The 24,933-nt window shown below is 46.4% G+C and carries 21 protein-coding genes; 17 read left to right on the forward strand and 4 right to left on the reverse strand.

Going from position 1 to position 24,933, the window contains the following annotated elements; genetic code table 11:
• Window positions 1–8: 8 nt before the first annotated feature.
• Window positions 9–908 carry a sirohydrochlorin chelatase gene (locus tag NQ518_RS00235; protein ID WP_227961399.1) on the reverse strand — a complete coding sequence of 300 codons (900 nt, stop codon included), beginning with the start codon at window positions 906–908 and terminating at the stop codon, window positions 9–11.
• Window positions 909–1,196: 288 nt separating this feature from the next.
• Between NQ518_RS00235 and xseA the strand changes: the two genes are divergently transcribed.
• The 8 genes from xseA to NQ518_RS00275 all read left to right on the forward strand — a co-directional run bounded on the left by xseA (window position 1,197) and on the right by NQ518_RS00275 (window position 11,775).
• Entirely contained in the window at window positions 1,197–2,492 is a 1,296-nt protein-coding gene (gene xseA / locus NQ518_RS00240) for an exodeoxyribonuclease VII large subunit (RefSeq protein ID WP_227961397.1), read from the forward strand.
• 1 nt (window position 2,493) lies between these two features.
• Complete coding sequence (xseB, locus tag NQ518_RS00245) at window positions 2,494–2,685, forward strand: exodeoxyribonuclease VII small subunit (protein ID WP_004349828.1); 192 nt, start codon at window positions 2,494–2,496, stop codon at window positions 2,683–2,685.
• Between the two features lie 110 nt (window positions 2,686–2,795).
• The gene (locus NQ518_RS00250) at window positions 2,796–3,812 is read left to right on the forward strand and encodes a branched-chain amino acid aminotransferase (RefSeq protein WP_227962466.1); all 1,017 of its coding nucleotides are present in this window, start codon (window positions 2,796–2,798) and stop codon (window positions 3,810–3,812) included.
• A 408-nt stretch (window positions 3,813–4,220) separates the two neighbouring features.
• Complete coding sequence (gene trmB, locus NQ518_RS00255) at window positions 4,221–4,991, forward strand: tRNA (guanosine(46)-N7)-methyltransferase TrmB (RefSeq protein ID WP_227961396.1); 771 nt, start codon at window positions 4,221–4,223, stop codon at window positions 4,989–4,991.
• A 21-nt stretch (window positions 4,992–5,012) separates the two neighbouring features.
• Window positions 5,013–7,355, forward strand: a complete 2,343-nt coding sequence (locus NQ518_RS00260; RefSeq protein WP_227961394.1) for a GH92 family glycosyl hydrolase — start codon at window positions 5,013–5,015, stop codon at window positions 7,353–7,355.
• A gap of 37 nt (window positions 7,356–7,392) precedes the next feature.
• On the forward strand, window positions 7,393–8,199 hold the full coding sequence (locus tag NQ518_RS00265; RefSeq protein ID WP_227961392.1) for a basic secretory family protein: 807 nt from the start codon (window positions 7,393–7,395) through the stop codon (window positions 8,197–8,199).
• Window positions 8,200–8,261: 62 nt separating this feature from the next.
• On the forward strand, window positions 8,262–10,610 hold the full coding sequence (locus tag NQ518_RS00270; RefSeq protein ID WP_227961390.1) for a GH92 family glycosyl hydrolase: 2,349 nt from the start codon (window positions 8,262–8,264) through the stop codon (window positions 10,608–10,610).
• A 64-nt stretch (window positions 10,611–10,674) separates the two neighbouring features.
• Entirely contained in the window at window positions 10,675–11,775 is a 1,101-nt protein-coding gene (locus tag NQ518_RS00275; protein ID WP_227961388.1) for an Mrp/NBP35 family ATP-binding protein, read from the forward strand.
• 131 nt (window positions 11,776–11,906) lie between these two features.
• Here NQ518_RS00275 and NQ518_RS00280 read toward each other — a convergent pair whose 3' ends face one another.
• The 3 genes from NQ518_RS00280 to fmt form a co-directional block, all read right to left on the reverse strand.
• Window positions 11,907–13,694 (reverse strand): chloride channel protein, encoded by a 1,788-nt coding sequence (locus tag NQ518_RS00280; RefSeq protein ID WP_227961386.1) that lies wholly within the window; start codon window positions 13,692–13,694, stop codon window positions 11,907–11,909.
• A 74-nt stretch (window positions 13,695–13,768) separates the two neighbouring features.
• Window positions 13,769–14,338, reverse strand: a complete 570-nt coding sequence (locus tag NQ518_RS00285) for an L-threonylcarbamoyladenylate synthase (protein ID WP_227204834.1) — start codon at window positions 14,336–14,338, stop codon at window positions 13,769–13,771.
• 118 nt (window positions 14,339–14,456) lie between these two features.
• A complete protein-coding gene (gene fmt, locus NQ518_RS00290; protein WP_227961384.1) occupies window positions 14,457–15,428 on the reverse strand; it encodes a methionyl-tRNA formyltransferase in 972 nt (323 codons plus the stop codon).
• Between the two features lie 625 nt (window positions 15,429–16,053).
• Here fmt and glf point away from each other — a divergent pair.
• The 9 genes from glf (at window position 16,054) to NQ518_RS00335 (ending at window position 24,820) form a co-directional block, all read left to right on the forward strand.
• Window positions 16,054–17,196: a UDP-galactopyranose mutase gene (glf, locus tag NQ518_RS00295; protein ID WP_227961382.1), complete on the forward strand. Its 1,143-nt coding sequence runs from the start codon at window positions 16,054–16,056 to the stop codon at window positions 17,194–17,196.
• A gap of 10 nt (window positions 17,197–17,206) precedes the next feature.
• Window positions 17,207–18,268 carry a GDP-mannose 4,6-dehydratase gene (gene gmd / locus NQ518_RS00300; protein ID WP_227204837.1) on the forward strand — a complete coding sequence of 354 codons (1,062 nt, stop codon included), beginning with the start codon at window positions 17,207–17,209 and terminating at the stop codon, window positions 18,266–18,268.
• A gap of 141 nt (window positions 18,269–18,409) precedes the next feature.
• The gene (locus NQ518_RS00305) at window positions 18,410–19,621 is read left to right on the forward strand and encodes a GDP-L-fucose synthase family protein (RefSeq protein ID WP_227204838.1); all 1,212 of its coding nucleotides are present in this window, start codon (window positions 18,410–18,412) and stop codon (window positions 19,619–19,621) included.
• Between the two features lie 44 nt (window positions 19,622–19,665).
• Window positions 19,666–20,736: an AAA family ATPase gene (locus NQ518_RS00310; RefSeq protein WP_227204839.1), complete on the forward strand. Its 1,071-nt coding sequence runs from the start codon at window positions 19,666–19,668 to the stop codon at window positions 20,734–20,736.
• A gap of 5 nt (window positions 20,737–20,741) precedes the next feature.
• Window positions 20,742–21,392 carry a DUF4276 family protein gene (locus NQ518_RS00315; RefSeq protein WP_227204840.1) on the forward strand — a complete coding sequence of 217 codons (651 nt, stop codon included), beginning with the start codon at window positions 20,742–20,744 and terminating at the stop codon, window positions 21,390–21,392.
• Between the two features lie 46 nt (window positions 21,393–21,438).
• Complete coding sequence (locus NQ518_RS00320) at window positions 21,439–22,689, forward strand: nucleotide sugar dehydrogenase (RefSeq protein WP_227204841.1); 1,251 nt, start codon at window positions 21,439–21,441, stop codon at window positions 22,687–22,689.
• Between the two features lie 60 nt (window positions 22,690–22,749).
• Window positions 22,750–23,949, forward strand: a complete 1,200-nt coding sequence (locus NQ518_RS00325; protein WP_227204842.1) for a hypothetical protein — start codon at window positions 22,750–22,752, stop codon at window positions 23,947–23,949.
• A gap of 9 nt (window positions 23,950–23,958) precedes the next feature.
• Window positions 23,959–24,171, forward strand: coding sequence for a hypothetical protein (locus NQ518_RS00330; protein ID WP_227204843.1), 213 nt, complete (start codon window positions 23,959–23,961; stop codon window positions 24,169–24,171).
• A gap of 88 nt (window positions 24,172–24,259) precedes the next feature.
• Entirely contained in the window at window positions 24,260–24,820 is a 561-nt protein-coding gene (locus tag NQ518_RS00335) for a plasmid pRiA4b ORF-3 family protein (protein WP_227961380.1), read from the forward strand.
• The last annotated feature ends 113 nt before the right edge of the window (window positions 24,821–24,933 follow it).

A 24,933-nucleotide genomic window follows, 5' to 3' on the forward strand; every position in this document is an offset into this window, starting at 1 on the left:
TTGAAGAGCTATTTCTTGCTCTTCAACCATTGTGTCGTTTCTTCTATTACCCAATTGGCAATTAAATCAGATGATGCAGGCAAAATTCCCTCATTGCTGTAAACTATTTCTACACCATCTCTGGTTAGCTCCGCTTGTTTTTCCTGCATGTTGTGCCTATCTGCCATACGTTTCACGTCTGAAGTAAGATAAATGCCCTGTACCAATATTCGCTTTTTGTGTTGTGCGGCACGTTTTAATATAGGTAGTAGTTCATTTGCGAAGTCATGTCCCATCTCTATCTGTCGTGCATCAGTATAAGTTATCTTGCTGTTGTCTTTGATGTATTTTTGTACATGTTCTAACATCATGTTCCAAAATCCAATACGTTCTGGGTCGCCATGTGCAAGAAATACTACGGCTTCGTTTGCCTCATCTTTCGACATCGCTTTTATTCGTTGTAACATCGTCTTTTCTAACACGTAGCTATAATAGAATGTTGGTCCCATGACAATAGGAACATTGGTCTGAACCATCTCGGTATTTTCCTCTGCTAACTCTTCGCGTACATATCTATTATACTTCATGCCAAGAATATTGGGTAAATCTTCTTCCGTGTGACTTGATGGGGCTATGAATAAAGGTAACGCAAAGATGGTATCAGCTCCTTGTTCCAAACAATCCTTTACTACATTGGCTATCGAAGGTTCTGTATATTCCATGAGTGCCACACGCATATAGTCGATGCCTTTTACGGGATGAGTTGCTAATTTTTGCCGTACGATTTGTTCTAAATCCAAGACTGGTTTACGCCAACTGGGCATAGGTGAGCCATGCGCTATTACAATTAACGCATTTTTGGCTTGCATGCTACCTACTATTGTCAATAAAAATATTAATGCCAAAAGTTTTTTTCTTAAATTTTTCATTTTCAAGATGATATATAAATTAGTTATTTAATTTTTTTTCGTTCAATGGCATGCTTTGCATGTATCATTTGAATTTGCAAAGGTAACAGCTCCTAATTGTCAAGGCAATACCTAAATATGATGATTTTTCTCTAAACCATTCTGGGCAGTTTCTCTTGAATCTCCAGCAGTAAGATTATTTAAGAAATGGAACTTTTTGAACTATCTGCCAGTGCATTTTTATTACCATGCATCGCCTTTCAAAATAAAATTGTATTTTTGTATCGAAAAGGTAAAAAATATTTTCACATGAAGCAAGCACTAACCTTGTATGAACTCAACGAACTGGTGCGCGAAACCCTCCAAACTGCCATGCCCGATGAATATTGGGTGGAGGCCGAATTGTCTGAGGTGCGCGAGGTAAGGGGGCACTGTTACATGGAACTGGTGCAGAAAGATGAGCGAACCAACACGCCCGTGGCCAAGGCATCGGCCAAATGTTGGAAGAACAAGTGGATGCTGATGCGTCCTTACTTTGAACGCACAACCGGACAAGTGCTGCGCGCCGGCATGAAAGTGTTGTTAAAGGTGTACGCCAATTTCCACGAGGCTTACGGCTTTTCTTGGATTGTTACCGACATAGACCCCGTGTACACCATGGGCGACATGGCCCGCAAGCGCTTGGAAATCATTGCTCGTTTGAAAGCCGAAGGGGTGTTCGACCTGCAAAAAGACTTGCACCTATCCATGTTTGCGCGCCGCGTTGCCGTCATTTCCAGTGAGCAGGCGGCCGGCTATGGCGACTTTTTGCGACAGTTGAAAGATTGCGAGCCTGGGTTCAACTTTGAGGTTCAGCTTTTTCCTGCCGTTATGCAAGGCGAACGAGTGGAACCCACCATCATCGAAGCCTTGAACCATATCAATGCGCAAGTCGATGACTTTGACGTGGTGGTTATCATTCGTGGCGGCGGTGCGACAAGCGATTTGAGCGGTTTCGATACCCTTTCGCTGGCCGAGAACGTAGCCAATTTTCCCTTGCCCATCATCACTGGAATTGGGCACGAACGCGATGAGAGCGTGTTGGACATGGTTTCGTTCCGTCGTGTCAAAACCCCTACGGCAGCGGCGGCGTATCTCATCGATAACCTGGCTGACACCTTGGCTCGGATAGACGATGCGCAAAGTGAGATGGTGCAAATCGTGCGGCACTGCATGGAGCGACAGAAGAATCGATTCGTGCGCGTTTCAAGCAAAATACCGGTACTTTTCTCGCATGTCAGGGTGCGGCAGGAAGAGCGTTTGCAACAATATTTTTTGCAGCTCACTGCCAGGGCTTCCCGCAAAATCTCTGATGCCCAGCATCACGTCCAGGTACTTTCAAATAGTTTGAAACCGATGGCCGAGCGAAAAATCGTGACGGAAGGGCATCGCTTGGACATGCTTCAGCAGCGATGCAAGTCGCTGGATCCCCAACTGCTGCTAAGCCGTGGCTACAGCATCACGCTGCACCAAGGACGCGCGGTGCGCCATGCCGGTGAGTTGAAGACGGGTGACGAGATAGAAACGCGCGTGGAGAATGGAACATTCAAATCAATCATCAAATAATATGACCAAAGAAATAAATTATGAAGAAGCTGTTCGCCAGCTGGAAAACATTGTGCAGCGGATGGAAAACGAGGAACTCGACATCGACGAATTGACCACCGAACTGAAAAACGCCCAAAAGCTTATCAAACTTTGTAAGGCGCGCCTGACAAAGGTAGATGCTGACATTAAGAAGATTTTGGAAGAAGATTAAGTGTGTTCTGCACTGCAAAAAATATGTTACAATCGTTGTGCTTGCGCGATATTTTGCCTATTTTTGCGAAACACATGATGTGATTATAAACCTTTTAAACAGATAAGATGATGAAAAATATTGATTGGGCTAACCTGTCCTTCGGTTATGTGAAGACCGACTATAACGTGCGTTGCTACTATCGTGACGGTCAATGGGGCGAGATTGAAGTATGCTCCGACGAGTACCTTAATATGCACATGGCTGCCGCTTGCCTGCACTATGGACAAGAGGCCTTCGAGGGTTTGAAGGCCTATCGCTGTCCAGATGGGAAGATACGCGTGTTCAGAATGAACGAGAATGCGGCTCGTTTGCAGAGTACTTGCCGCGGAATCGTGATGCCTGAGCTGCCTACCGAGCGTTTTGAAGAGATGGTTAAGATGGTGGTGAGGCTCAACCAAGCGTACATACCACCCTACGAGAGCGGAGCTACGCTTTACATTCGTCCGCTGCTCATCGGCACTTCGGCGCAGGTGGGCGTGAGTGCGGCGCGCGAATACGCATTCATCATCTTTGTCACCCCTGTGGGACCTTATTTCAAAGGTGGATTTTCCAGCAACCCATACGTCATCATGCGCGGCTACGACCGATCGGCTCCTCTGGGAACGGGCAAGTACAAGGTGGGCGGCAACTATGCCGCATCGCTCTACGCACACAGCATCGCCCACGAAAAAGGGTATGCCAGTGAGTTTTATCTTGATGCCAAGGAGAAGAAATACATTGACGAATGTGGGGCTGCAAACTTCTTCGGCATTAAGAACAACACGTATATCACGCCGAAGTCGACCAGCATCCTGCCTTCCATCACCAACAAGAGCCTCATGCAGTTGGCCGAAGACATGGGACTGAAGGTGGAACAACGTCCCATTCCCGAAGAGGAGTTGGAAACATTTGAGGAGGCTGGAGCCTGCGGAACAGCTGCCGTCATCAGTCCCATCAGCTACATCGACGACCTCGATACGGGCAAACGTTATGACTTTGGTGACAAGCCTGGACCCATCTCCACAAAGCTGTACAATAAGTTGCGTGGCGTACAGTATGGCACGGAGCCAGATATTCATGGCTGGAGTACCGTGGTGATAGAGTAATAGTGGATAATATAAAAGGGCGACATTCTTGTCGCTCTTTTCTGATTCTGGGCGGCATGAAAGTCGCCACTTTATGTCCCCAATCGTTGGTGTTTCATCACACAAATATGATGTGTTATGGAAGTCAGATTCAATCCCATTGACTTTGCCTGCCAATCACATTGACTTTGCCTTGTAATCCCATTGACTTTGACCTCCAAACTCATTGACTTTGGAAACTTAAACGATAGTTTCTGAAAATCAATTAGTTACAAAGATACCTTTGTGTCTTTTGCGTATGTTTCAAAGATGAGAGTCGAAGATGACGAAACGTGCGCAAGAAGGGATGATATTTCGGCCGATTAAAGCCTGTGTGGGTTTGGCTGAAATTAAATAATTGATTATCTTTGCAAACACAAAAAACACTTTATGGGCAAAGGAAAATTAGAGAAATTTGCTGAAATGGAGACATTCAAAAATGTCTTTCAATATCCCTTTTCCGTGCTTGAGAATGTTCCTTTCGATATGAAAGGTCACTGGTGCGACGATTATTTCAAAAACAACCATCCCATTGTGCTGGAGCTGGGATGTGGTAAGGGTGAGTATACCGTGGGGCTTGCCAGGCTTTTTCCCGACGTAAACTTTATCGGCGTTGACATCAAAGGCGCGCGCATGTGGACCGGTGCCAAGCAGGCTTTGGCCGAAGGGTTGGACAATGTGGCTTTTCTGCGCACGAACATCGAGATGATTGACCGCTTTTTTGCACCGGATGAGGTGCGGGAAATATGGCTCACTTTCTCTGATCCGCAGATGAAGAATGCCCGAAAACGGCTCTCCAGCACCTATTTCATGAACCGCTATCGCCGTTTCTTGGTGGACGGCGGGGTAGTGCATCTCAAAACCGACTCCAACTTTTTGTTCACCTACACGTCGCTCATGGTGGAGAAAAACCAGCTGCCGTTGCTCCAAAAAACAGCTGACCTGTATCACACCGCTGACGTTGACGAGGCTACCCGGCGCATCTTGTCCATCCAGACGTATTATGAAAGCATGTGGATGGAGCGGGGATTGAACATCAAGTACATCAAATTCCGGCTGCCGCATGAAGGCCAGTTGGAAGAGCCCGACGTAGAAATACCGCTCGATGACTATCGCAGCTACCACCGCAGCAAGCGCAGTGGTAAGGCTACTGGTAAGTAGACCCCCAAAAACCCAAATCAGATGAAAAAAACAGTGTTGCCGTTGATGGCACTTCTCATGCTTGGTAGCTTGCTTATGCAGGCGCAGACCAAGCGTTCGTTGACATCGTATGTCAACCCCATGATTGGCACAGCCGGCATGGGACACACCTTTCCAGGTGCCTGTGCGCCCTTTGGTGTGGTTCAATTGAGTCCTGAAACCGATACCATTCCGCATAATTTCGATGGCAAATATCAAGGTAAGGTATATGCTTACTGCGCTGGTTATCAATATGATGACCCTACCATTGTGGGATTCAGTCATACACATTTGAGCGGTACGGGGCATAGTGATTTGGGCGACGTGATGATTATGCCGCAGACAGGGGCACTGAAGTTGAATCCCGGCACGGCCACGCATCCGGAGAATGGCTATCGGTCACGCTATTCACACGCCAACGAAAAGGCCACAGCCGGATATTATGAAGTGATGTTGGATGATTATGGTGTCAAGGCACAGCTCACCGCTACTCCACGAGTGGGCGTTCACCGTTACACGTTTCCAAAGGGAGCGGACAGCCGCATCATACTCGATTTGTTGCATGGTATCTACAACTACGACGGCAAGGTGTTGTGGAGCAGCATGCGAGTGGAAAACGATACGGTGATAACGGGTTACAGACTTACCAACGGATGGGCGCGGTGCAACTATACTTATTTCGCCATTTCGCTGAGCAAGCCCATCAAGAGCTATGGCTATCGTGACATGAAACGTCCCAAATATGTGGGATTCTGGCGAAAGTTTGACCTGTACCACAACTTTCCGGAGATAGCTGGAAGGGATATAGTGGCTTATTTCAACTTTGACAACCAGGCTTCTCAGGTTCTTGAAATCAAGGTAGCCCTGTCAGCAGTGAGTACCGAGGGCGCACTAAAGAACCTTCGTGCTGAGGCTGCGGGCAAGAGTTTCGAGCAAATCAGCAAGGAAACGCACGACCAATGGGAACGCGAGCTGGATGTCATCGAATGTGAGGGACCCGAAGACCATAAGGCCATGCTTTACACGTCGCTTTATCACACCATGATCAACCCGTCTGTTTACATGGATGTTGACAGGCAATACCGTGGCTTGGACGGCAATATTCATGTGGCTCACGACTTTGACAACTATACCATTTTCTCGCTTTGGGATACTTATCGCGCCCTGCATCCGCTGCTCAACCTGCTGAAGCCCGAACGAAACACCAATATGGTGAAGTCTATGTTGGCTCATCAGCAGCAGAGTGTGCATAAGATGCTGCCCATTTGGAGCCTCATGGGCAACGAAGGATGGTGCATGACAGGCTATCACGCTGTGTCTGTTCTTGCCGATGCCATGGTGAAAGGAGCCGACATCGACTATGATGCCGCTCTCAAGGCCATGACCTCCACGGCTACATGTCACTATTTTGCGGGCATTGGCGAATACATGCAAAAGGGCTATGTACCCTACGAGCGTGACGCAACGGCGGCCTCGAACACGCTGGAATATGCATACGACGACTGGACCATCTATGCGGCAGCCAAGAAAGCTGGGCGAGAAGACATCGCTGCCGAGTATGCCAAACGTGCCTTGTACTATCGAAACACGTTCGACACAACGATTGGTTTTGCTAGTCCTCGCTATGCAGACGGCACTTTTAAGAAGGATTTGGATCCGTATCAGACCTCTAACGAAGGTTTCATCGAAGGTAATTCGTGGAATTTCTCATTCCATGTGCCACAGGATGTGTATGGACTGATGAACAAGTTAGGCGGAGAAAAACAATTCTTGGTAAAGCTCAACCGTTTGTTTGCAATGGATTTGCCGGCCAAGTACTATGAGCATAATGAGGATGTGACGGCAGAATGTTTGGTTGGAGGATACGTTCATGGCAACGAGCCCAGTCATCACATTCCTTATCTGTATGCCTGGACCTCGGCACCATGGAAGACACAAGAGTGGCTTCGCACCATCATGAACAAGATGTATCGCAACGAAGTGCGCGGATTGGGCGGCAACGACGACTGTGGACAGATGTCGGCCTGGTACATCTTCTCATCCATGGGCTTTTATCCTGTATGCCCTGGGACCGATGAATATGTGCTGGGGGCTCCTTACCTGCCCTATATGAAGGTAACGATGCCAACGGGTAAGGCCATGATTGTTAAGGCTCCGAAGGTGAACGATCGCAATCGGTATGTTCAACGGGTAAGACTGAATGGCAAACCGTACACCAAACTGTATATCACCCATGCCGACTTGCTGAAGGGAGGCGTGTTGGAATTTGACATGGGGAGCAAACCTAATAAGAAAAGAGGATTGGCAAAGACGGACAAGCCGTATTCAATGACCAATGGAAATTAAAGTTCAACATCAATCAGCATTAAGAAACTAAACGATTATGAAGAAGAACGTATGGGTAATGGCGGCTGCTATGATGAGCGGAATGCTGCTCATCTCGTGTGGAATATCAAAGAAAATGGCAGGCGTGTCCCGTTATACAGACGACCAATGGAATACCCATTTGGGCAGAATAGATTTTGAAGATCAAGACAAAGGTAGCGAGGGATCGCGTATTTATCATGCCATCATACCCAATCCTGATGCGTACATCCGTCAGGTAACGGCCACCGTGATGCGCACGTTGTATTTCAAACCATCTGACAGCATCCCCGCTTGTAAGCGTTTGCACTATATTATTCGCGACGATAAGGGAATCTCTGCCAAGGGTGGTGGGAATGGATTCGTGGACATCTTCTATAGCACACGACACATCAAGCGTTCGTTTTCCAACAATGACACGGCGAAGGTTCTTTTTGAAACGCGAGGCGTATTGTTGCACGAGTTGACGCATGCCTTTCAATTAGAGCCGCAAGGCATTGGTGGTTACGGTGATAATAAGATGGTATGGTCGTTCATAGAGGGAATGGCCGATGCCGTTCGTGTGGCCAATGGCGGGTTCCATGGTGAGCAAGATCGACCGAAAGGTGGAAATTATATGGATGGTTATCGCACCACGGGCTACTTCCTGAACTGGGTGAAGGACCATAAGGATAAGGATTTTATTCGTAAGATGAATCGTTCAACCCTGGAGGTTGTGCCATGGTCTTGGGATGGTGCCGTGAAATATGCACTGGGCAAGAAGTATGGTATTGACACCCTTTGGCACGAATATCAGGTTGCCATTGGCGATATCAAGGCTCATTAAATCTCCATCAATACCACCTCCTGCCCGTTGAAGGGTGGTAGGAAATAAATATGTAAGCAGAAATGAAAATCAAATATATCATTCTTTTCCTGTTCGTGGCCATGCAGCGTGTGGCTGTGTGTGCATCGCAAAATCGACCCAAGCAAATGGATAAGCCAGCCATCGCTTATGTTAATCCTTTTGTGGGCACCGATGGTTATGGCAATGTTTACCCTGGTGCGCAGATTCCTTTCGGGGGTATTCAAATCAGTCCCGATACGGATGAACATTTTTACGACTGCGCTTCGGGTTATAAATGGAACCGAAACTCTATCCAGGGATTCTCGTTGACACACCTCAGTGGTACGGGAATCCCCGACCTGGGTGACTTTCTCTTCATGCCAGGCACAGGTAAAATATTGCTTGATCCAGGTAGTAATGATGCACCGGACAGCGGTTATCGCAGTCGTTTTTCGCATGATGACGAGCAGGCGACACCGGGTTATTACTATGTGAACTTGAAAGATTATGGTGTCAAGGCTGAGATGACGGCGGGAGAGCGTAGTGGTATTTTCCGATTTACTTATCCGAAGACCGATTCAGCCTTTGTGCTGATTGATTTGAACCATACGCTTTGGCAGAAATGTGTGTGGTCGAACATCCGCGTTGAAGACGATCATACCCTTACAGGATACAAACTTGTCAAGGGATGGGGACCGGAGAGGCACATCTATTTTAGAGCCGAATTCTCGCATCCGTTCCGTCATTTCATCATTTATCAAGACAAAAAGCCGGTTATTTACAACACAAGTCGTTTTAGAAGTAATCGTGAAGCGTGGGGGCCCAACATCCTGTTCACGGCAACATTCAATACACATGATAATGCTGTGGTAACGGTGAAGACCAGTATTTCTTCCACCTCGACCGATGGTGCCAAGCTGAATATGCAGGAATTGCAAGGCCATACTTTTGACAGTCTCAAGCAGTTGGCCGAACAAAAGTGGCAGAAAGAACTGGCAAAGTACGAGATTACCGGCAGTGAACAGCAGAAACGCACCTTCTATACCTCGGCTTATCATGCTGCATTATGCCCATTTACGTATGATGATGCTGATGGTAGGTTCAGCGGTCTGGATAAGAACATCGAGCAGGCGCATGGGTTTACCAATCGAACCGAGTTCTCTCTTTGGGATACTTATCGTGCCTGGCACCCTTTGATGAACCTGATTCATCACGACATTCAGGCCGATGTCGCTAATTCCATGCTGGCTCATTATGACAAGAGCGTTGAGAAAATGTTGCCATTCTGGTCGTTTGGTAGTAACGAAACTTGGTGTATGATTGGCTATCACGCCGCTGCGGTGCTGGCAGACATGATTTGCAAGGAGGTGAAAGGCTTCGACTACGAGCGAGCTTTCGAGGCTATGGTGCGAACAGCCATGAACCCTAACTACGATGGTTTGCCCGACTATCGATCCAAAGGCTATGTGCCATTTGACAAAGAGAATGAGTCTGTCTCCAAAACACTGGAGTATGCATTCGATGATTATGCCATTGCGCAGGCCGCAAAGAAGCTGGGAAAGACCAAAGAATATACCTATTTTCTGAACAGGGCATTGAGTTATCAGAATCTTTTCGACCACCAAACCAAGTATATGCGTGGCAAAGACGCCAGTGGAGCATGGCGATCGCCTTTCTCACCCATTGCTTATCAAGGACCAGGGTCGGTCAATGGATGGGGTGATATCACCGAAGGTTTCACCGTGCAGTATCATTGGACGGTTCCACAGGATGTTCAAGGGCTGATGAACCTCATGGGAAAAGACAAGTTCCGTGAGCGTTTGGATTCGTTGTTTACCTACGATTTGCCAGATGATATACCCGGTGCGCACGACATTCAGGGACGAATTGGCGCTTATTGGCATGGCAATGAACCTTGTCATCATGTGGCTTATCTGTACAATTACTTGGGCGAAGGTTGGAAAGGGCAGAAGATTGTCAGGGAAGTTGTTGACCGATTCTATGGCGATGAGCCTGGTTCGCTCTCGGGAAATGATGACTGTGGACAGATGTCTGCATGGTACATTTTTAACAGTATGGGCTTCTATCCGGTGGCACCCTCAAGCGGATACTACAATATAGGTTCGCCAGCCTTGCCTGGTGTCACACTAACGATGAGCAATGGAAAGAAGATTGTGGTCACAACCAAGGGCTGGAGTAAGAGAGCAGTGTATGTTAATAAAGTGTTTTTGAATGGGAAACCCTACACTAAATCCTACTTGAAATGGACCGATTTGAAAGAAGGAGCCCACATACAGTTCGTCATGTCGACCAAACCGAATAAGAAATGGGCTACACAGCCGCAAGACATTGCACCGTCATTGTCGGCTCTTGGAAAAACAATGACTTATCGACAGGGCATGCAACTGTAATCAATCAATTGAAAAATCGCTTCAAAAAGAAGGGATGACAACGCTAAATATAAAACATGAGAAGATGACTTTATATCCAAAACTAATTACTGAAGCATTGGCAACGGTGATGTATCCCGGAACCAAGAAGAATCTCATTGAGAGCGGCATGCTGGCAGATGATATCCGAATCGATGGGATGAAGGTTGAGTTTACCTTGATATTTCCCCGTGAGACCGATCCTTTTCTGCGGTCAACGCTCAAGGCTGCCGAGGCTGCCATCCACTTCCATGTAGGAAAAGAGGTTGAGGTGAATATCAAAACAGAGTTCAAGACCGCACCAAGACCAGAGGTAGACAAGTTGCTTCCGCAAGTGAAGAACATCATTGCCGTAAGCTCAGGCAAGGGTGGAGTGGGCAAGTCGACCATCTCTTCCAACCTGGCTATCGCCTTGGCGCAACTGGGTTACAAGGTGGGATTGTTGGATGCTGACATCTTCGGCCCATCCATGCCCAAGATGTTCGGCGTGGAAAACGAGCGAGTTTACGCCATCGAGAAAGAGGGCAGACAACTCATTGTGCCGATAGAGAAATATGGTGTGAAGTTGTTGAGCGTGGGCTTCTTTGTCAATCCACAGACCGCAACGCTCTGGCGAGGCAGCATGGCATCGAATGCGCTGAAGCAATTGATTGCTGATGCTGATTGGGGCGAGCTGGATTACTTCATCCTTGACACACCACCAGGTACAAGTGACATTCATTTAACATTGCTCCAGACGCTCGCCATCACGGGATCGGTCATCGTGAGCACGCCGCAGAAGGTGGCTTTGGCTGATGCTAGGAAGGGTATTGATATGTATCAGAACGACAAGGTGAACGTGCCGATTCTCGGATTGGTGGAAAATATGGCTTGGTTCACACCCGCTGAACTGCCTGAAAACAAATATTTTATCTTTGGAAAGGATGGATGCAAGCAGCTAGCAGACGAGATGAAGCTGCCGTTGTTGGCGCAGATTCCCATCGTGCAGAGCATCTGTGAGAATGGTGATGGTGGCGAACCGTCGGCTGTTCACACTGATACAATGACGGGACAGGCCTTTCTCAACCTGGCACAAGCAGTGGTCACGGTGACCAACAGACGAAACAAAGAGCAGCAACCCACAAAGATTGTCAAGGTAAACAAATAGGGTTACCCTAACAAGCAACCTTCATTTTCAGCGTCGTTGGCGTGGCTAACCGGCGCTACGCTGCTATAAAAATGTGGCAAACACGAGGCACGGAGAAACCTTCCGCTTTCGTGTTTGCCATTTATTTTCAATCACTCTGCCGAAAAGTCGGCCACCGTCTTGCGGTACATGGAATACAGTCGGGTGCGTTCTATAAAGCCAGTAAGCTCTCCGTCCACGTCAACCACCGGCAAATAGTTGGCGTTGGTCTTGTCAAACTTCTCCATCACCTCTTCCATGGAGTCTTTAATGCCCAGTGTAGCTTTCGGGGGTATTAAAATTTGTTGCACGGTGAAGCGGTGATACAGTTCGGTTCTGAACATCACATGCCTAATCTTGTTAATGTCAATGATGCCCAGTAAGATGCCTGCCGTGTTCACGACAGGGATGAAACTGGTGTGACTTCTGCTGATTACACTCACCAACTTCCCTAACGGCATGTCTAGGTCTACGGTCGTATAGTCGTGGTCTATCACGCTATCCAGGCTCATGAGCGTTAGGATTGATCGATCTGTATGATGGGTGAGCAGTCTGCCTTGGCGCGCCAGACGCGTGGCATAGATGCTGTGTGGCTCGAAGATACTGATGACCATCACCGACACAATGCTCACCATGATAAGCGGTAAGAACAACGAGTAGCCGCCCGTGAGCTCAGCAATGAGGAACACACCGGTCAAAGGGGCATGCATCACTCCAGCCATCACCCCAGCCATTCCCAGCAGGGTGAAGTTTTTTTCGGGGATGTAGGTTCCCACCTGATTCATGTTCCACACACGCGCAAAGAGAAAACCACCGAACCCTCCGACGAAAAGGGATGGCGCAAAGGTTCCTCCCACGCCACCCGCTCCGTTGGTAGCCGATGTGGCAAAGATCTTAGTGAGCAACACCAAGGCGATGTAGACCACCAGCAAGCCCGAACTGCCTGCGAACAATGAGTTGTTCATTACGGCGTTCCAGTCGGCTTCCGTGTTTCCATTAAGCAAGATATTCAGCGAATTGTAGCCCTCACCATATAGTGAAGGAAAGAAAAATATCAGTGAGCTCAGCAGGATAGCTCCTAAAAAAAGTTTGGCGAATGGATAGTCTTTAAGCTGTTCGAACACTCCTTCGCATTTGCTCATCATGCGGATGAAGTACAGACTTACCATGCCGCAGAACAATCCCAGCAAGATGCTTGCCGGTATGCGGTCGATGTTCCAAGCACTGTCGAGTGTAAAATCGAACAGCGAGCGGTTACCCACGAAAATGTATGTGAAGACGGTTGCCGTGACGGTAGAGGTGAGGATTGGCAGCAGTGCAGCCATGCTGAGGTCTACCATAAGCACCTCCAGCGTGAACACCAGGCCAGCTATCGGCGCTTTGAAGATGCCTGCGATGGCAGCGGATGCGCCACAACCCACGAGCAGCATCAACGTCTTGTTGTCCATCTTGAACAATTGTCCGAGGTTACTGCCTATCGCCGATCCCGTCAGCACGATGGGAGCCTCGGCACCTACCGACCCACCAAAGCCGATGGTGATGGCCGATGAGATGACCGATGTCCAACAGTTGTGCGCCTTCAGCCTTGACTGCTTGGTCGATATGGCATACAGCACCTGCGTGATGCCGTGTGAGATGTTATCTTTCACCACATATCTCACGAAGAGTGATGTGATGTAAATGCCGATAACGGGAAACAGTAGGTACAGCCAGTTGTAGGTGGTAGCATCGAAACCAGCCGTAAGTAAATGTTGAATCTGTCTGATGATGAAGTGCAACACATAAGCGGCTACCGAGGCGAAGATACCTATGAAAAAGGCTAGGATGGTCGCCATCTGACGATTGGTCAGATGTGTCAGTCTCCACTTGTGAAGTTTGTTGATATAGGTTGTTGGTTGCATCGTTTATCCTGTTGTCGCCTGTCTCGTGAAAACGTGTGGGGTGGCCGTGGCGACAAATATCAAGAGCGTGTGTTTTATTTTCTGATGATGGTTACTTCTCCATCTTCTGCCAGCTTAATGATGCTGCTGGGCGTTTGGGGTTTGTGTTCCTGTCTGCGCGAATGGCAGACATAGTCAACCGCATCGAGTATCTCCTGACTGATGTCGCAGTAGTTGGCTGCTGCCGGTTCACCGCTGACATTGGCGCTGGTACTTACCAAAGCCTTCTGAAAACGGTAGCACAATTCGTGCGAAAAGGGTTCTTTGGTAATGCGTAGTGCGATGCTTCCGTCTTCTGCTATCAGGTTGGGAGCCAGGTTGATGGCGCCATCCAAGATGATGGTCGTTGGCTTCACGGCCACGTCCAGCAAGTCCCATGCCACATTGGGCACCTGTCTTACATAGCGTTGCAGGCGCGCATCGGAGTCGACCAGACAGATGAGTGCCTTCGAGTCATCGCGTTTTTTGATTTTGTACACTTTGGCCACGGCTTCAGCATTGGTTGCGTCGCAACCTATTCCCCACACGGTGTCGGTGGGATAGAGTATCACGCCACCCTGTTTCATTACCTCTATGGCGTTCTTGATGTCTTCTTGTATGGTCATTTTGAGTTTGTGAGTTTTTGAGATTTTTAAGTTTTTAAGATTCTCTGGTTGCTGGTTATTAGGCTAATTAGGCTAATAAGGCCAATTGGGCCAATTAGGTTTATTGGCCTAATAGCTTTTATTCCCTCCACCCATTTAGGAAGTCTTTCGCGCTCATGCGTTTTTTTCCAGCCATCTGCAGCTCCGTGATTTCCAGCCAGTTGTCTTCAGTTGCGAAATACAGTTTCTTGTTTTCCACCCACATCGTACCCGGTGTTTCATCAGCAGCAAGGTTGGTTTTGCTTGATTTGTAAATCTTCAACGTCTGCTGTTTGCCGTTGCCGTCGATGGCGATGGTCCATGCTGCTGGATACGGACTTAGTCCGCGGATGAAATCGTACACCCGTTTAGCCGGCTGATGCCAATTGATTTGGCACGTCTCCTTGAAGATTTTCGGTGCCGGATGCAGTTCGGCTTCGTCCATCGCATAGTGTTCTTGCGGTGTCGATGGAATCTCTCCGCCGTTCTCAATCAATTGGTCAATGGTTTCAAGGCATAGCTGTGCCCCCAGCACCATAAGGTGATTGTAGACATACTCTACGTCAGCATCATCGGGAATCGGCATCGATTTTTGCAGGATAATGCGCCCGGTGTCGATTTGATGGTCCAGAAAGAACGTAGTGACCCCGGTGGTTGTCTCGCCGTTGATGACGGCCCAGTTGATGGGTGCGGCCCCCCGATACTGAGGTAAGAGCGCCGCGTGCACGTTAAAGGTACCCAGTGGGGGCATGGCCCACACCACCTCGGGCAGCATGCGAAAGGCCACAACCACCTGAAGGTCGGCTTTATAGCTGGCCAACTGCTCCACAAAGGCGGGGTCTTTCATCTTCTGGGGCTGCAAAACGGGCAATCCTTGCGCCAAGGCGTACTTCTTCACCTCGGATGCCTGTAATGTGTCGTGATGTCGACCTACGGGCTTGTCGGGTTGTGTGACCACGGCCACAACGTTGTAACCTCCCTCCACGAGTGCGCGGAGCGAACCTACGGCAAACTCTGGGGTGCCCATGAAGACGATTCGTAGATTCTCTTTCGTGAGTTGTTCTTGATGCATCTGTTCGAGATGGATTTGTAGTTCGAGATACAAAGATAGGACAATTCGATAGGATAGCAAATATTTTGGACTTTTTTCTTTTTGTTTTGCTGTATTTTCCTTGTTTTTCTACCGTTCCAAAGTCAATGAGTTTGGAGGTCAAAGTCAATGGGTTTGGAGGGTAAAGTCAATGAGTTTGGAAAAGACGCTCTATAGACGCGGTGAAAATAAGGTAAATGGACTGGGCTACGGGTGTTGAATGATGGCCCGAAGTATTTTGCTTTCTGATTTTCATGCCTACAATAATAGATGTAAAAATTGCAGCATTGAAGAAAAATATTTAACTTTGCCCACAGAACTAGATACGCTATGTTTTGAGTGCTCTGCGGGTGATATGATTGCCCTACGGTGGAGTTGAGAAACGGAGAAGAGTAAGCGCACTTGCCTGTCAGCTGGATGGGTGAGGAGAAGATGGTCTATCCTTTTTCGTTCTATGCTTTATAGAGCATTCAATTCCTTTTTCAGCAGTGTGTACCTATTCATCCTTTGTATAGAAAACTTCAGATGAATTCCTACAGTCGGCACTGCGTATCGTGCGCAGAATCGATGATACATCCTATCACATTTGTTCCCTCTTTTTACTAATATGACGGCTTTGAGCACCCAAAAATATGATTTTCTCATTGTTGGCGCAGGGCTCTTTGGCTGTATGTTCGCCCACTTGGCAACCCAACGAGGCAAGAAGTGTCTGGCGATTGACAAACGGCCTCACCTGGGCGGCAATCTTTATTGCGAACACCTGGAGGGCATTCATGTGCATCAGTATGGCGCTCACATCTTCCATACGAACAGCAAGCGGGTGTGGGATTTTGTTAATTCCATCGTGGAGTTCAATCGCTACACCAATTCGCCGGTGGCCAACTACAAGGGACAGCTCTACAATCTGCCGTTCAATATGAACACGTTTTATCAGATGTGGGGCGTCAGAACGCCGGCAGAGGCGCAGGCCAAGCTTGACGAGCAGCGTGCCGAAGCTGTGGCTAAGATGAAAGCCGAAGGCATTGACGAGCCTCGCAACTTGGAAGAGCAGGCCTTGGTGCTCATCGGCCGCGACATCTACGAACGGCTCATCAAGGGGTACACCGAGAAGCAGTGGGGGAGGAAGTGCACAGAGCTACCCCCATTCATCATCAAGCGGTTGCCTGTGAGGTTGGTTTTTGACAACAACTATTTTAACGACCGCTATCAAGGCATTCCCATAGGAGGATATAACAAGCTGATAGACGGACTGTTGGATGGTGTTGAGACCCAGGTGAACACTGACTTCTTTGACGATCGAGACAAGTGGAACGGTGTGGCTGACAAGATTGTATATACCGGGAAAATCGATGAATATTTCGACTATGCTCTGGGCAAGCTTGAGTATCGCACCGTGCGTTTCGAAACCGAGGTGCTCAACACGGCCAACTACCAGGGTAATGCGGTGGTGAACTACACGGAAGCTGAGGTGCCCTACACGCGTATTATCGAGCACAAGCACTTCGAGATGTTTGGTCCGGATGTGGATAAAAATCCCAAAACTGTCATCTCGCGTGAATATTCTACGGAGTGGGTACCCGGCATGGAATCCTACTATCCCGTGAACGACAGTCGCAACAGCGAACTGTATGCCCGCTACAAGGCGTTGGCTGACAAGGAGGAAAATGTGATCTTTGGTGGGCGTTTGGCAGAATATAAATATTACGACATGGCACCGATTGTAGACAAGGTGCTGAGCATGTTTGATTAAGATAAGAATAATGACAAGTTCAAAAGTAGCTTTAATCACCGGTATCACCGGGCAGGACGGCAGTTATTTGGCCGAATTCCTCATTGATAAAGGATATGAAGTGCACGGATTGCTGCGCCGCAGTTCGTCCTTCAATACGGGGCGCATCGAACACTTGTATTTGGACGAGTGGGTGCGCGACATGAAGAAAGACCGGTTGGTGAACCTGCATTGGGCCGACATGACCGACTCTTCGTCATTGATTAGAATCATTGGCGAGATTCATCCTACAGAAATATACAATCTGGCGGCACAGAGTCATGTGAAAGTGAGTTTCGATGTGCCCGAATACACAGCCGATACTGATGCTATTGGTGTGCTTCGATTGTTGGAAGCGGTGCGTATTTGCGGATTAGAAAAGAGTTGTCGCATCTATCAGGCCAGCACGTCAGAGTTGTTTGGCAAGGTACAAGAAGTTCCACAGAGGGAAACAACGCCGTTTTATCCGCGTTCGCCCTACGCCGTGGCCAAGTTGTATGGCTTTTGGATTATGAAGAATTATCGCGAAAGTTATGGCATGTATTGCTGCAACGGCATTCTGTTCAATCATGAGAGCGAGCGTAGAGGAGAAACTTTTGTGACGCGAAAGATTACCTTGGCAGCGGCACGTATCGCACATGGGCTGCAAGATAAACTGTATTTAGGTAACTTGGACGCTCGACGCGACTGGGGCTATGCACCCGATTATGTGCAGTGCATGTGGTTGATGTTGCAGCAAGAGCAGCCTGATGACTTCGTCATTGCTACAGGCGAGTATTATAGTGTACGCGATTTTGCCACCTTGGCATTCCATTATGCGGGCATCGAGCTTGAATGGCGTGATAAGGGGATGAATGAGAAGGGTATTGACAAGGCGACGGGAAAGGTGCTTGTGGAGGTAGATCCCAAGTATTTCCGTCCTGCGGAGGTTGAGCAGTTGCTTGGTGACCCCACGAAGGCAAAAGAGAAACTTGGGTGGAATCCTCGCCAAACCAGCTTTGAAGAACTGGTGAAGCGAATGACGGAGTTTGATTTGAAGAATGTGAAAAAATAGGGAAAACAGCTTTTTTTCTTTCTAGATAACCCAGTTTTCCTAGATTACCTAGTATTCCTAGATTACCTAGTATTCCTAGATTTCCTAGCACTCCTAGGATTCCTAGTGTTCCTAGGAAATCAACAAACCCATCCATTCATCATGGCATTATCAAAAACATCTAAAATATACATCGCTGGGCACCATGGCTTAGTGGGTTCTGCCATCTGGAAGAATCTTGAAGCAAGAGGGTACAGCCAACTGATAGGGCGCAGCCATAGCGAATTAGATTTAACCAATCAGCAGGCCGTTGACGACTTTTTCAAGACAGAACGTCCTGATGCGGTAGTGTTAGCCGCTGCCTTTGTGGGAGGTATCATGGCGAATAGTCTGTACAGAGCCGACTTCATCATGCAAAACATGATGATGCAATGCAACGTGATTTCATCGGCTTATAAATATGGTGTGAAAAAACTACTCTTCTTGGGGTCTACCTGCATCTATCCAAAGAATGCACCACAGCCCATGAAAGAGGATGTGTTGTTGACCTCGCCGTTAGAGTACACCAACGAAGAATATGCCATTGCCAAGATTGCTGGACTGAAGATGTGCGAGAGCTATAACCTGCAATATGGGACGAACTATATTGCGGTGATGCCCACCAATCTATATGGGCCCAATGACAACTTCCACCTGGAGAACAGTCATGTGATGCCTGCCATGATGCGTAAGATATATTTGGCTAAACTGATTCATGAGGATAACTGGGAAGCCATTAGGGTAGATATGAACAAACGACCCATCAATCCTGTACAAACTTTGGCAGAGCAGATAGGAAAAGACAATGTTGACGGTGGGTGTAGTCAAGAACGTATCTTGCAGGCGTTGAAGTTTTATGGCATAGAAGACAACAAGGTAACACTTTGGGGAACAGGCTCGCCATTGCGCGAGTTCCTTTGGAGTGAGGATATGGCAGATGCTTCGGTACACATCCTACTCAATGTAGACTTTAAGGATATCATCGGCATTGAGAAATATTCGAGCGTGTTTTACGGCACTGCTACCAACGGTGAGGTAAATCGCAACAATAGCGAGGGGCGTGGCGGTGCTATCCCCTCTCTTGGCGAGATACGCAACTGTCATATTAATATAGGTACGGGAAAGGAACTGACCATCAAGCAACTTTCCGAACTCATTGTACGAACCATTGACTTTACAGGAACCGTTGCATGGGACGAAAGCAAACCCGACGGAACTCCACGCAAGCTCATCGATGTGTCGAAGCTGCACTCTTTAGGTTGGACGCACAAAGTGGAAATAGAACAGGGCGTGCAGAAGTTATACGATTGGTATAAGCAGTCGCTGCAAGGATAGAATGCTATCTGATTTTTACTCCATTCCATTATAAAATTAGCATCATGGAATCTATCGAAATTAAAGGCTATAAATCAATTAGAGATTTGAAGCTGAAATTGTCACCCGTTAATATATTAATAGGTGCAAATGGCAGTGGAAAGTCTAATTTGTTGTCTTTTTTTGAACTGTTGAAAAATATGTATCTTCAACGGTTGAAAGAATATGTGGCTTTGCATGGAGGAATGGATAAATTCTTGTTTGAGGGAAGCAAGATAACAGATACGATTTATTCTCATCTTGATTTTGGTAAAAATGGTTATTCCTTTGAGTTGAAAGCTGGTACAGAGGGGTTTGTATTTACCAAGGAGGGACTATGGTATGCTAACAATCCGCATAAGGATAATCCCATGGATATATCTTCTTTTCAGACCGAATCAAAGCTTAATGATTCATCCGCTCCGCGAGCAAATTTCATCAAGAATTACTTGGCTGGTTTAGAGAAGTACCATTTCCACGATACCAGCGAGCATTCGCCATTTACACAGTGGTCAAATATACATAATGATATTTACCGCTTATATGATAAAGGTCAAAATTTAGCAGCTTTCTTGTATCATATTAAAAATGATAATCTGCAAAAGTATAATTTTATCGTTAAAACGGTACAGAGCATAGCGCCATACTTTCGTGATTTCTCTTTTCATCCTAATGCGAAAGGGGATTTGAGATTGCAATGGGAAGATCGGTATAGTTCTATGGTGTATGGTGTTAATGATTTGTCAGATGGTACGATGCGTTTTATCGCTCTTTCTACTTTATTCCTTCAGCCAACCTTACCTCAAGTAATCATCATTGACGAGCCTGAGTTAGGATTGCATCCTGCCGCCATTAGTAAGTTGGCAGGGCTTATTAAGTCGGCAGCCGCAAAAGGATGTCAGGTGATAATAGCCACACAATCGACAGAATTGCTTTCCAATTTTGAACCACAAGATGTAGTTACCGTAGACCAGATAAATGGTGAGAGTCATTTTGAGCGATTGGATGCAGACCAACTTTCTCAATGGGTTGATGAATATACACTGGACGAATTGTGGAAGCTTAGCATTATCAGCAAAGCCCAACCAAACACCTGATAAGGATGTCAGTAAAACGACTGATTATAATATGTGAGGGAGAGACAGAGCAAGAGTTTTGCAAAGCCCTGTTGATGCCTGAGTTGTCTAAGCAGAACATCAGTGTATACTGCCCACGCATAAAAAAGTCAATGGGGGGAATTGTTAAGTGGGACGATTTGAGAAAGCAGATATTAAATCATCTCAGAGAAAACGCTTTTGTTACCCTGTTCATTGATTATTACGGTTTAACAGATAAGCATCATTTTCCTGCTTGGGAGGAGGTGCTGTGTAAGCAAGACAAGCAGGAGATAATAAATCGCTTATGCGAGGGAATGGAATGTGATATCAATGATAGGCGCTTCATACCTTACATTCAGTTGCACGAATTTGAGTCCTTGCTATTTCATGACATAGATAGTTTTGATCATGTCTTTTCTGAAAAAGATTACATTGATAGAGACGAGCTAACTCACATCCTTGAACAATATCCCAATCCCGAAGAAATCAATAATGGGCATGATACATCACCTTCGCACAGACTATCCAAAATAATCAATGGTTATCAAAAGGTGATATATGGCAATATCATTGCCATGGAGATAGGACTTGATGGGATAAGGAAGAAATGTCCCTTATTCAACAAGTGGGTAGAGAGATTGTTGGCTTTGAGCTAAGACTACTTCTGTAAATGGTAGACCAAACGAAATATAATTTTATCCTGTGAACAAAAAATATACCATTGCCGTAGCTGGCACGGGTTATGTAGGATTAAGCATCGCTACGTTGCTCAGTCAGCATCATCATGTACTGGCTGTTGATGTGGTGCAAGAGAAGGTAGACAAGATTAACAGACGGGAATCTCCTATCAGTGATGAATACATAGAAAAGTTCTTTGCCGAGAAAGAACTCAATTTACAAGCAACGCTCGACGGAGAGACGGCTTATAAGCAGGCTGACTTTGTGGTGATTGCCACGCCAACTAACTACGACCCTGTGAAAAACTTCTTCGACACGTCGCATGTGGAAGAGGTCATCGAGTTGGTGATGAAGGTAAATCCTCATGCCATTATGGTTATCAAGAGTACGGTGCCTGTGGGGTATACGGCGAGCGTCAGTGAAAAATACAATTGTGGAAACATCCTCTTTGCCCCAGAGTTCTTGCGTGAGAGTAAGGCTCTCTACGACAATCTCTATCCCAGCAGAATCATCGTTGGACGACCTGCGGGAAATGAAAAGTTAGAACAGGCAGCCCACGATTTCGCCTCTTTGCTTCAGCAAGGCGCAATGAAAGAGAATGTTGACACGCTGTTCATGGGAACCACCGAGGCTGAGGCGGTGAAACTGTTTGCCAACACCTATTTGGCACTTCGTGTCAGCTTCTTCAATGAATTGGATACATATGCCGAGATGAAAAACCTCTCCACCAAAGATATTATCCAAGGGGTAGGACTTGACCCACGCATAGGCTCGTTCTACAATAATCCATCGTTTGGTTACGGCGGCTATTGTCTGCCCAAGGACACCAAACAACTTTTGGCGAACTATGAGGATGTTCCCGAAAATCTGATTGAGGCTATCGTACAGAGCAACCGCACGCGTAAGGACTTCATCGCCGACCGTGTTTTACGCAAAGCTGGCTATTATGATTATTTCAATCGGGGAGCTTTTGATACATCCAAAGAGAAAAAATGCGTGATAGGTATCTACCGCCTTACGATGAAGAGTAATAGTGACAACTTTAGGCAGAGCAGCATACAAGGAGTGATGAAACGCATTAAGGCTAAAGGTGCCGAGGTGATTGTTTACGAGCCTTCGCTTGAGGACGGCACCACTTTCTTTGGCAGTAGGGTGGTTAATGATTTGGATGCGTTCAAACAACAGTCTCAGGCCATTGTTGCCAATCGATACGACAGTTGTTTGGATGATGTGGAAGAGAAGGTATATACTCGAGATATCTTTAAGCGGGATTGATGGATTGAAGGTTGTATGATGAGTTATCGAAAAACGCTTGTTAAAGAAAATAAGTATACGATGAAAACATTCACTTTTCGTTGGCTGATATGCCTCTCATTGTTATTTTTCGTGACTCCTTGCCTGTATGCCCAGAGATTTATGCTTTCTGACATGTTTAGAGGATGGGGAAAGGATGCTAAAGAAGGTGTTTTAAAAAAATATACATCTGAAGAGCAAAACGGTCATCAATGGATTCTTGAAACGGATGGGAAAAATGGAGATAACATGAATAAGAAAAGCATGTTACACATCGGAACATCCAGTTGGGCCGTCACCAAAACTGTTTTAACTAGTTGTAATGAATTTGACAATGTCGATACCATACTTGTTTGTACAGATTCCAATGCCCCCTATACCGTGAGTTTGTCGATAGACAACAAACCGGTAGAATCTAAAAAAGTAGCCAAAAATGCAGATATATGTGTTCTAGGTTTTTCTGCAAAAGGTGCGAGTGGCAAAGTCGAAGTGCTGATGAAATATGATGAGAGTTTGAAACAAGCAATGAGTATTTATTACATTGAAGTTATCTCTCGATTGTCTGATATTGTTGCGTTGTCTTCGCAACACATCAAATCTGGAGAGACTTATTCTTACCAAGTGCAGCGTATTTTCTCCAAAGACTATTGGAATACCATTTGCTTGCCGTTTGATGTGGAGGAGAGTCAAGTGCAGGAACTATTCGGGAATACCCATAGATTAAGAACTTTTACGGGGAATGTAGATGCGAATGGTACGATGATTTTTACAGAAGCAAAGGAAATAAAAGCAGGTGTTCCCTATCTGCTAAAGCCTACAAAGACAGTAGAGTGTCCTATTTTTACGAATGTCATTTACACCAATGCTGAACCTACTGTAGTGAGCGATCCAACGGGAGCTTTCTCTTTCGTGGGTGTTTTTAACCCCACGGAGCTGCAAACAGACGGTACAGAATTATTCCTTGGAAATGGTGACAAACTGTATAAACCCTCTTCATCGCATAACAGAATGAATGGTATGCGTGCATTCTTTAGAATAAACAAAAATTCAAACACATTATCAAATGGCAAATACGCCATACGGTTTGATGACGAAACCACCGCTATCATGTATATTCTTCCTGAATTGAAATCACATAAACCTCGTACTTACAACTTACGGGGAATGGTAGTGGACGATAGTCAACCTCTGCCACCAGGCATTTATGTCAAGAATGGAAAGAAGATATGTGTAAGTAAATAAGATATTGTCGTGCGTCAAATTTATATAACTCCACATATAGATGTTTTATGTGTCAATAACACAACCCATCTGTTAGAAGAATCGGGCAAGTTAGGAGTAAACAAAAAAGGTAATGTAGATACAACAGGAAGCCCTAATGAGGGTGATGCTGGTGGTGCGCACTCCAAACTTTTTGAGTTTGAAGACGAAGATTCTTCTTGGAACGATCATTGTTGGGAGTAAGACAAAGGCTATTTTCTATAGTTAGTATCTCTCTTTTATATAATAATAGGTAACAATTTATAGAACAAGCCTTAAGTCAGATAACATTGTGAAATCAAATAAGAAAGCCAAGATAACTTATCAGTTCAAGATTAAGTTGCGAGGTATCACCAAGCCACCCGTATGGCGGCGTGTGTTGGTGCCTGCCAACTTCACTTTCTCAGGATTCCATGCCGTAATTCAAGAGGCATTCGGCTGGTGGAACGAACATCTGTATAGCTTTGGAGACAAACCTTACAGTCGTGTGCTGACGATAGCCGAGGTACATGACGAAGATTGGAGCGACACTCCCGACTATAATGCCCGAGCGTTCACGGTGGGAGAGTTTTATGGGGAAAAGCTCGATCCTAAACATAAACTCTGTTACGTTTACGACTTCGGTGATGACTGGATTCACGACATCACGCTTGAGGACATTATAGATGAATTGCATCCCCATGCCTCGTGTACGGCTGGCAAAGGAGTCTGTCCCGAAGAAGATTGTGGCGGACCGTGGGGATATGAAGACATGAAAGAAAACGGAGAGATTGACGATTCCAAAGACTTTGATTTGGAAGCGGCAAACAAAACCGTGGAAGCTGTAAAGCCCACAGGGTTTGAGCCGTGGTAATACTAAGGTATGTTAGTAAAGAAATAGAATATAATAAAATCATGTATTTGTAAACCGATACAAATATAAAATCAGAACTTTATCATCAACGGTAAAGAAACTGTTTTTGTCCT

Source organism: Hoylesella buccalis ATCC 35310 (genome assembly GCF_025151385.1).
In the GTDB taxonomy this organism is placed as follows: Bacteria; Bacteroidota; Bacteroidia; order Bacteroidales; family Bacteroidaceae; genus Prevotella; species Prevotella buccalis.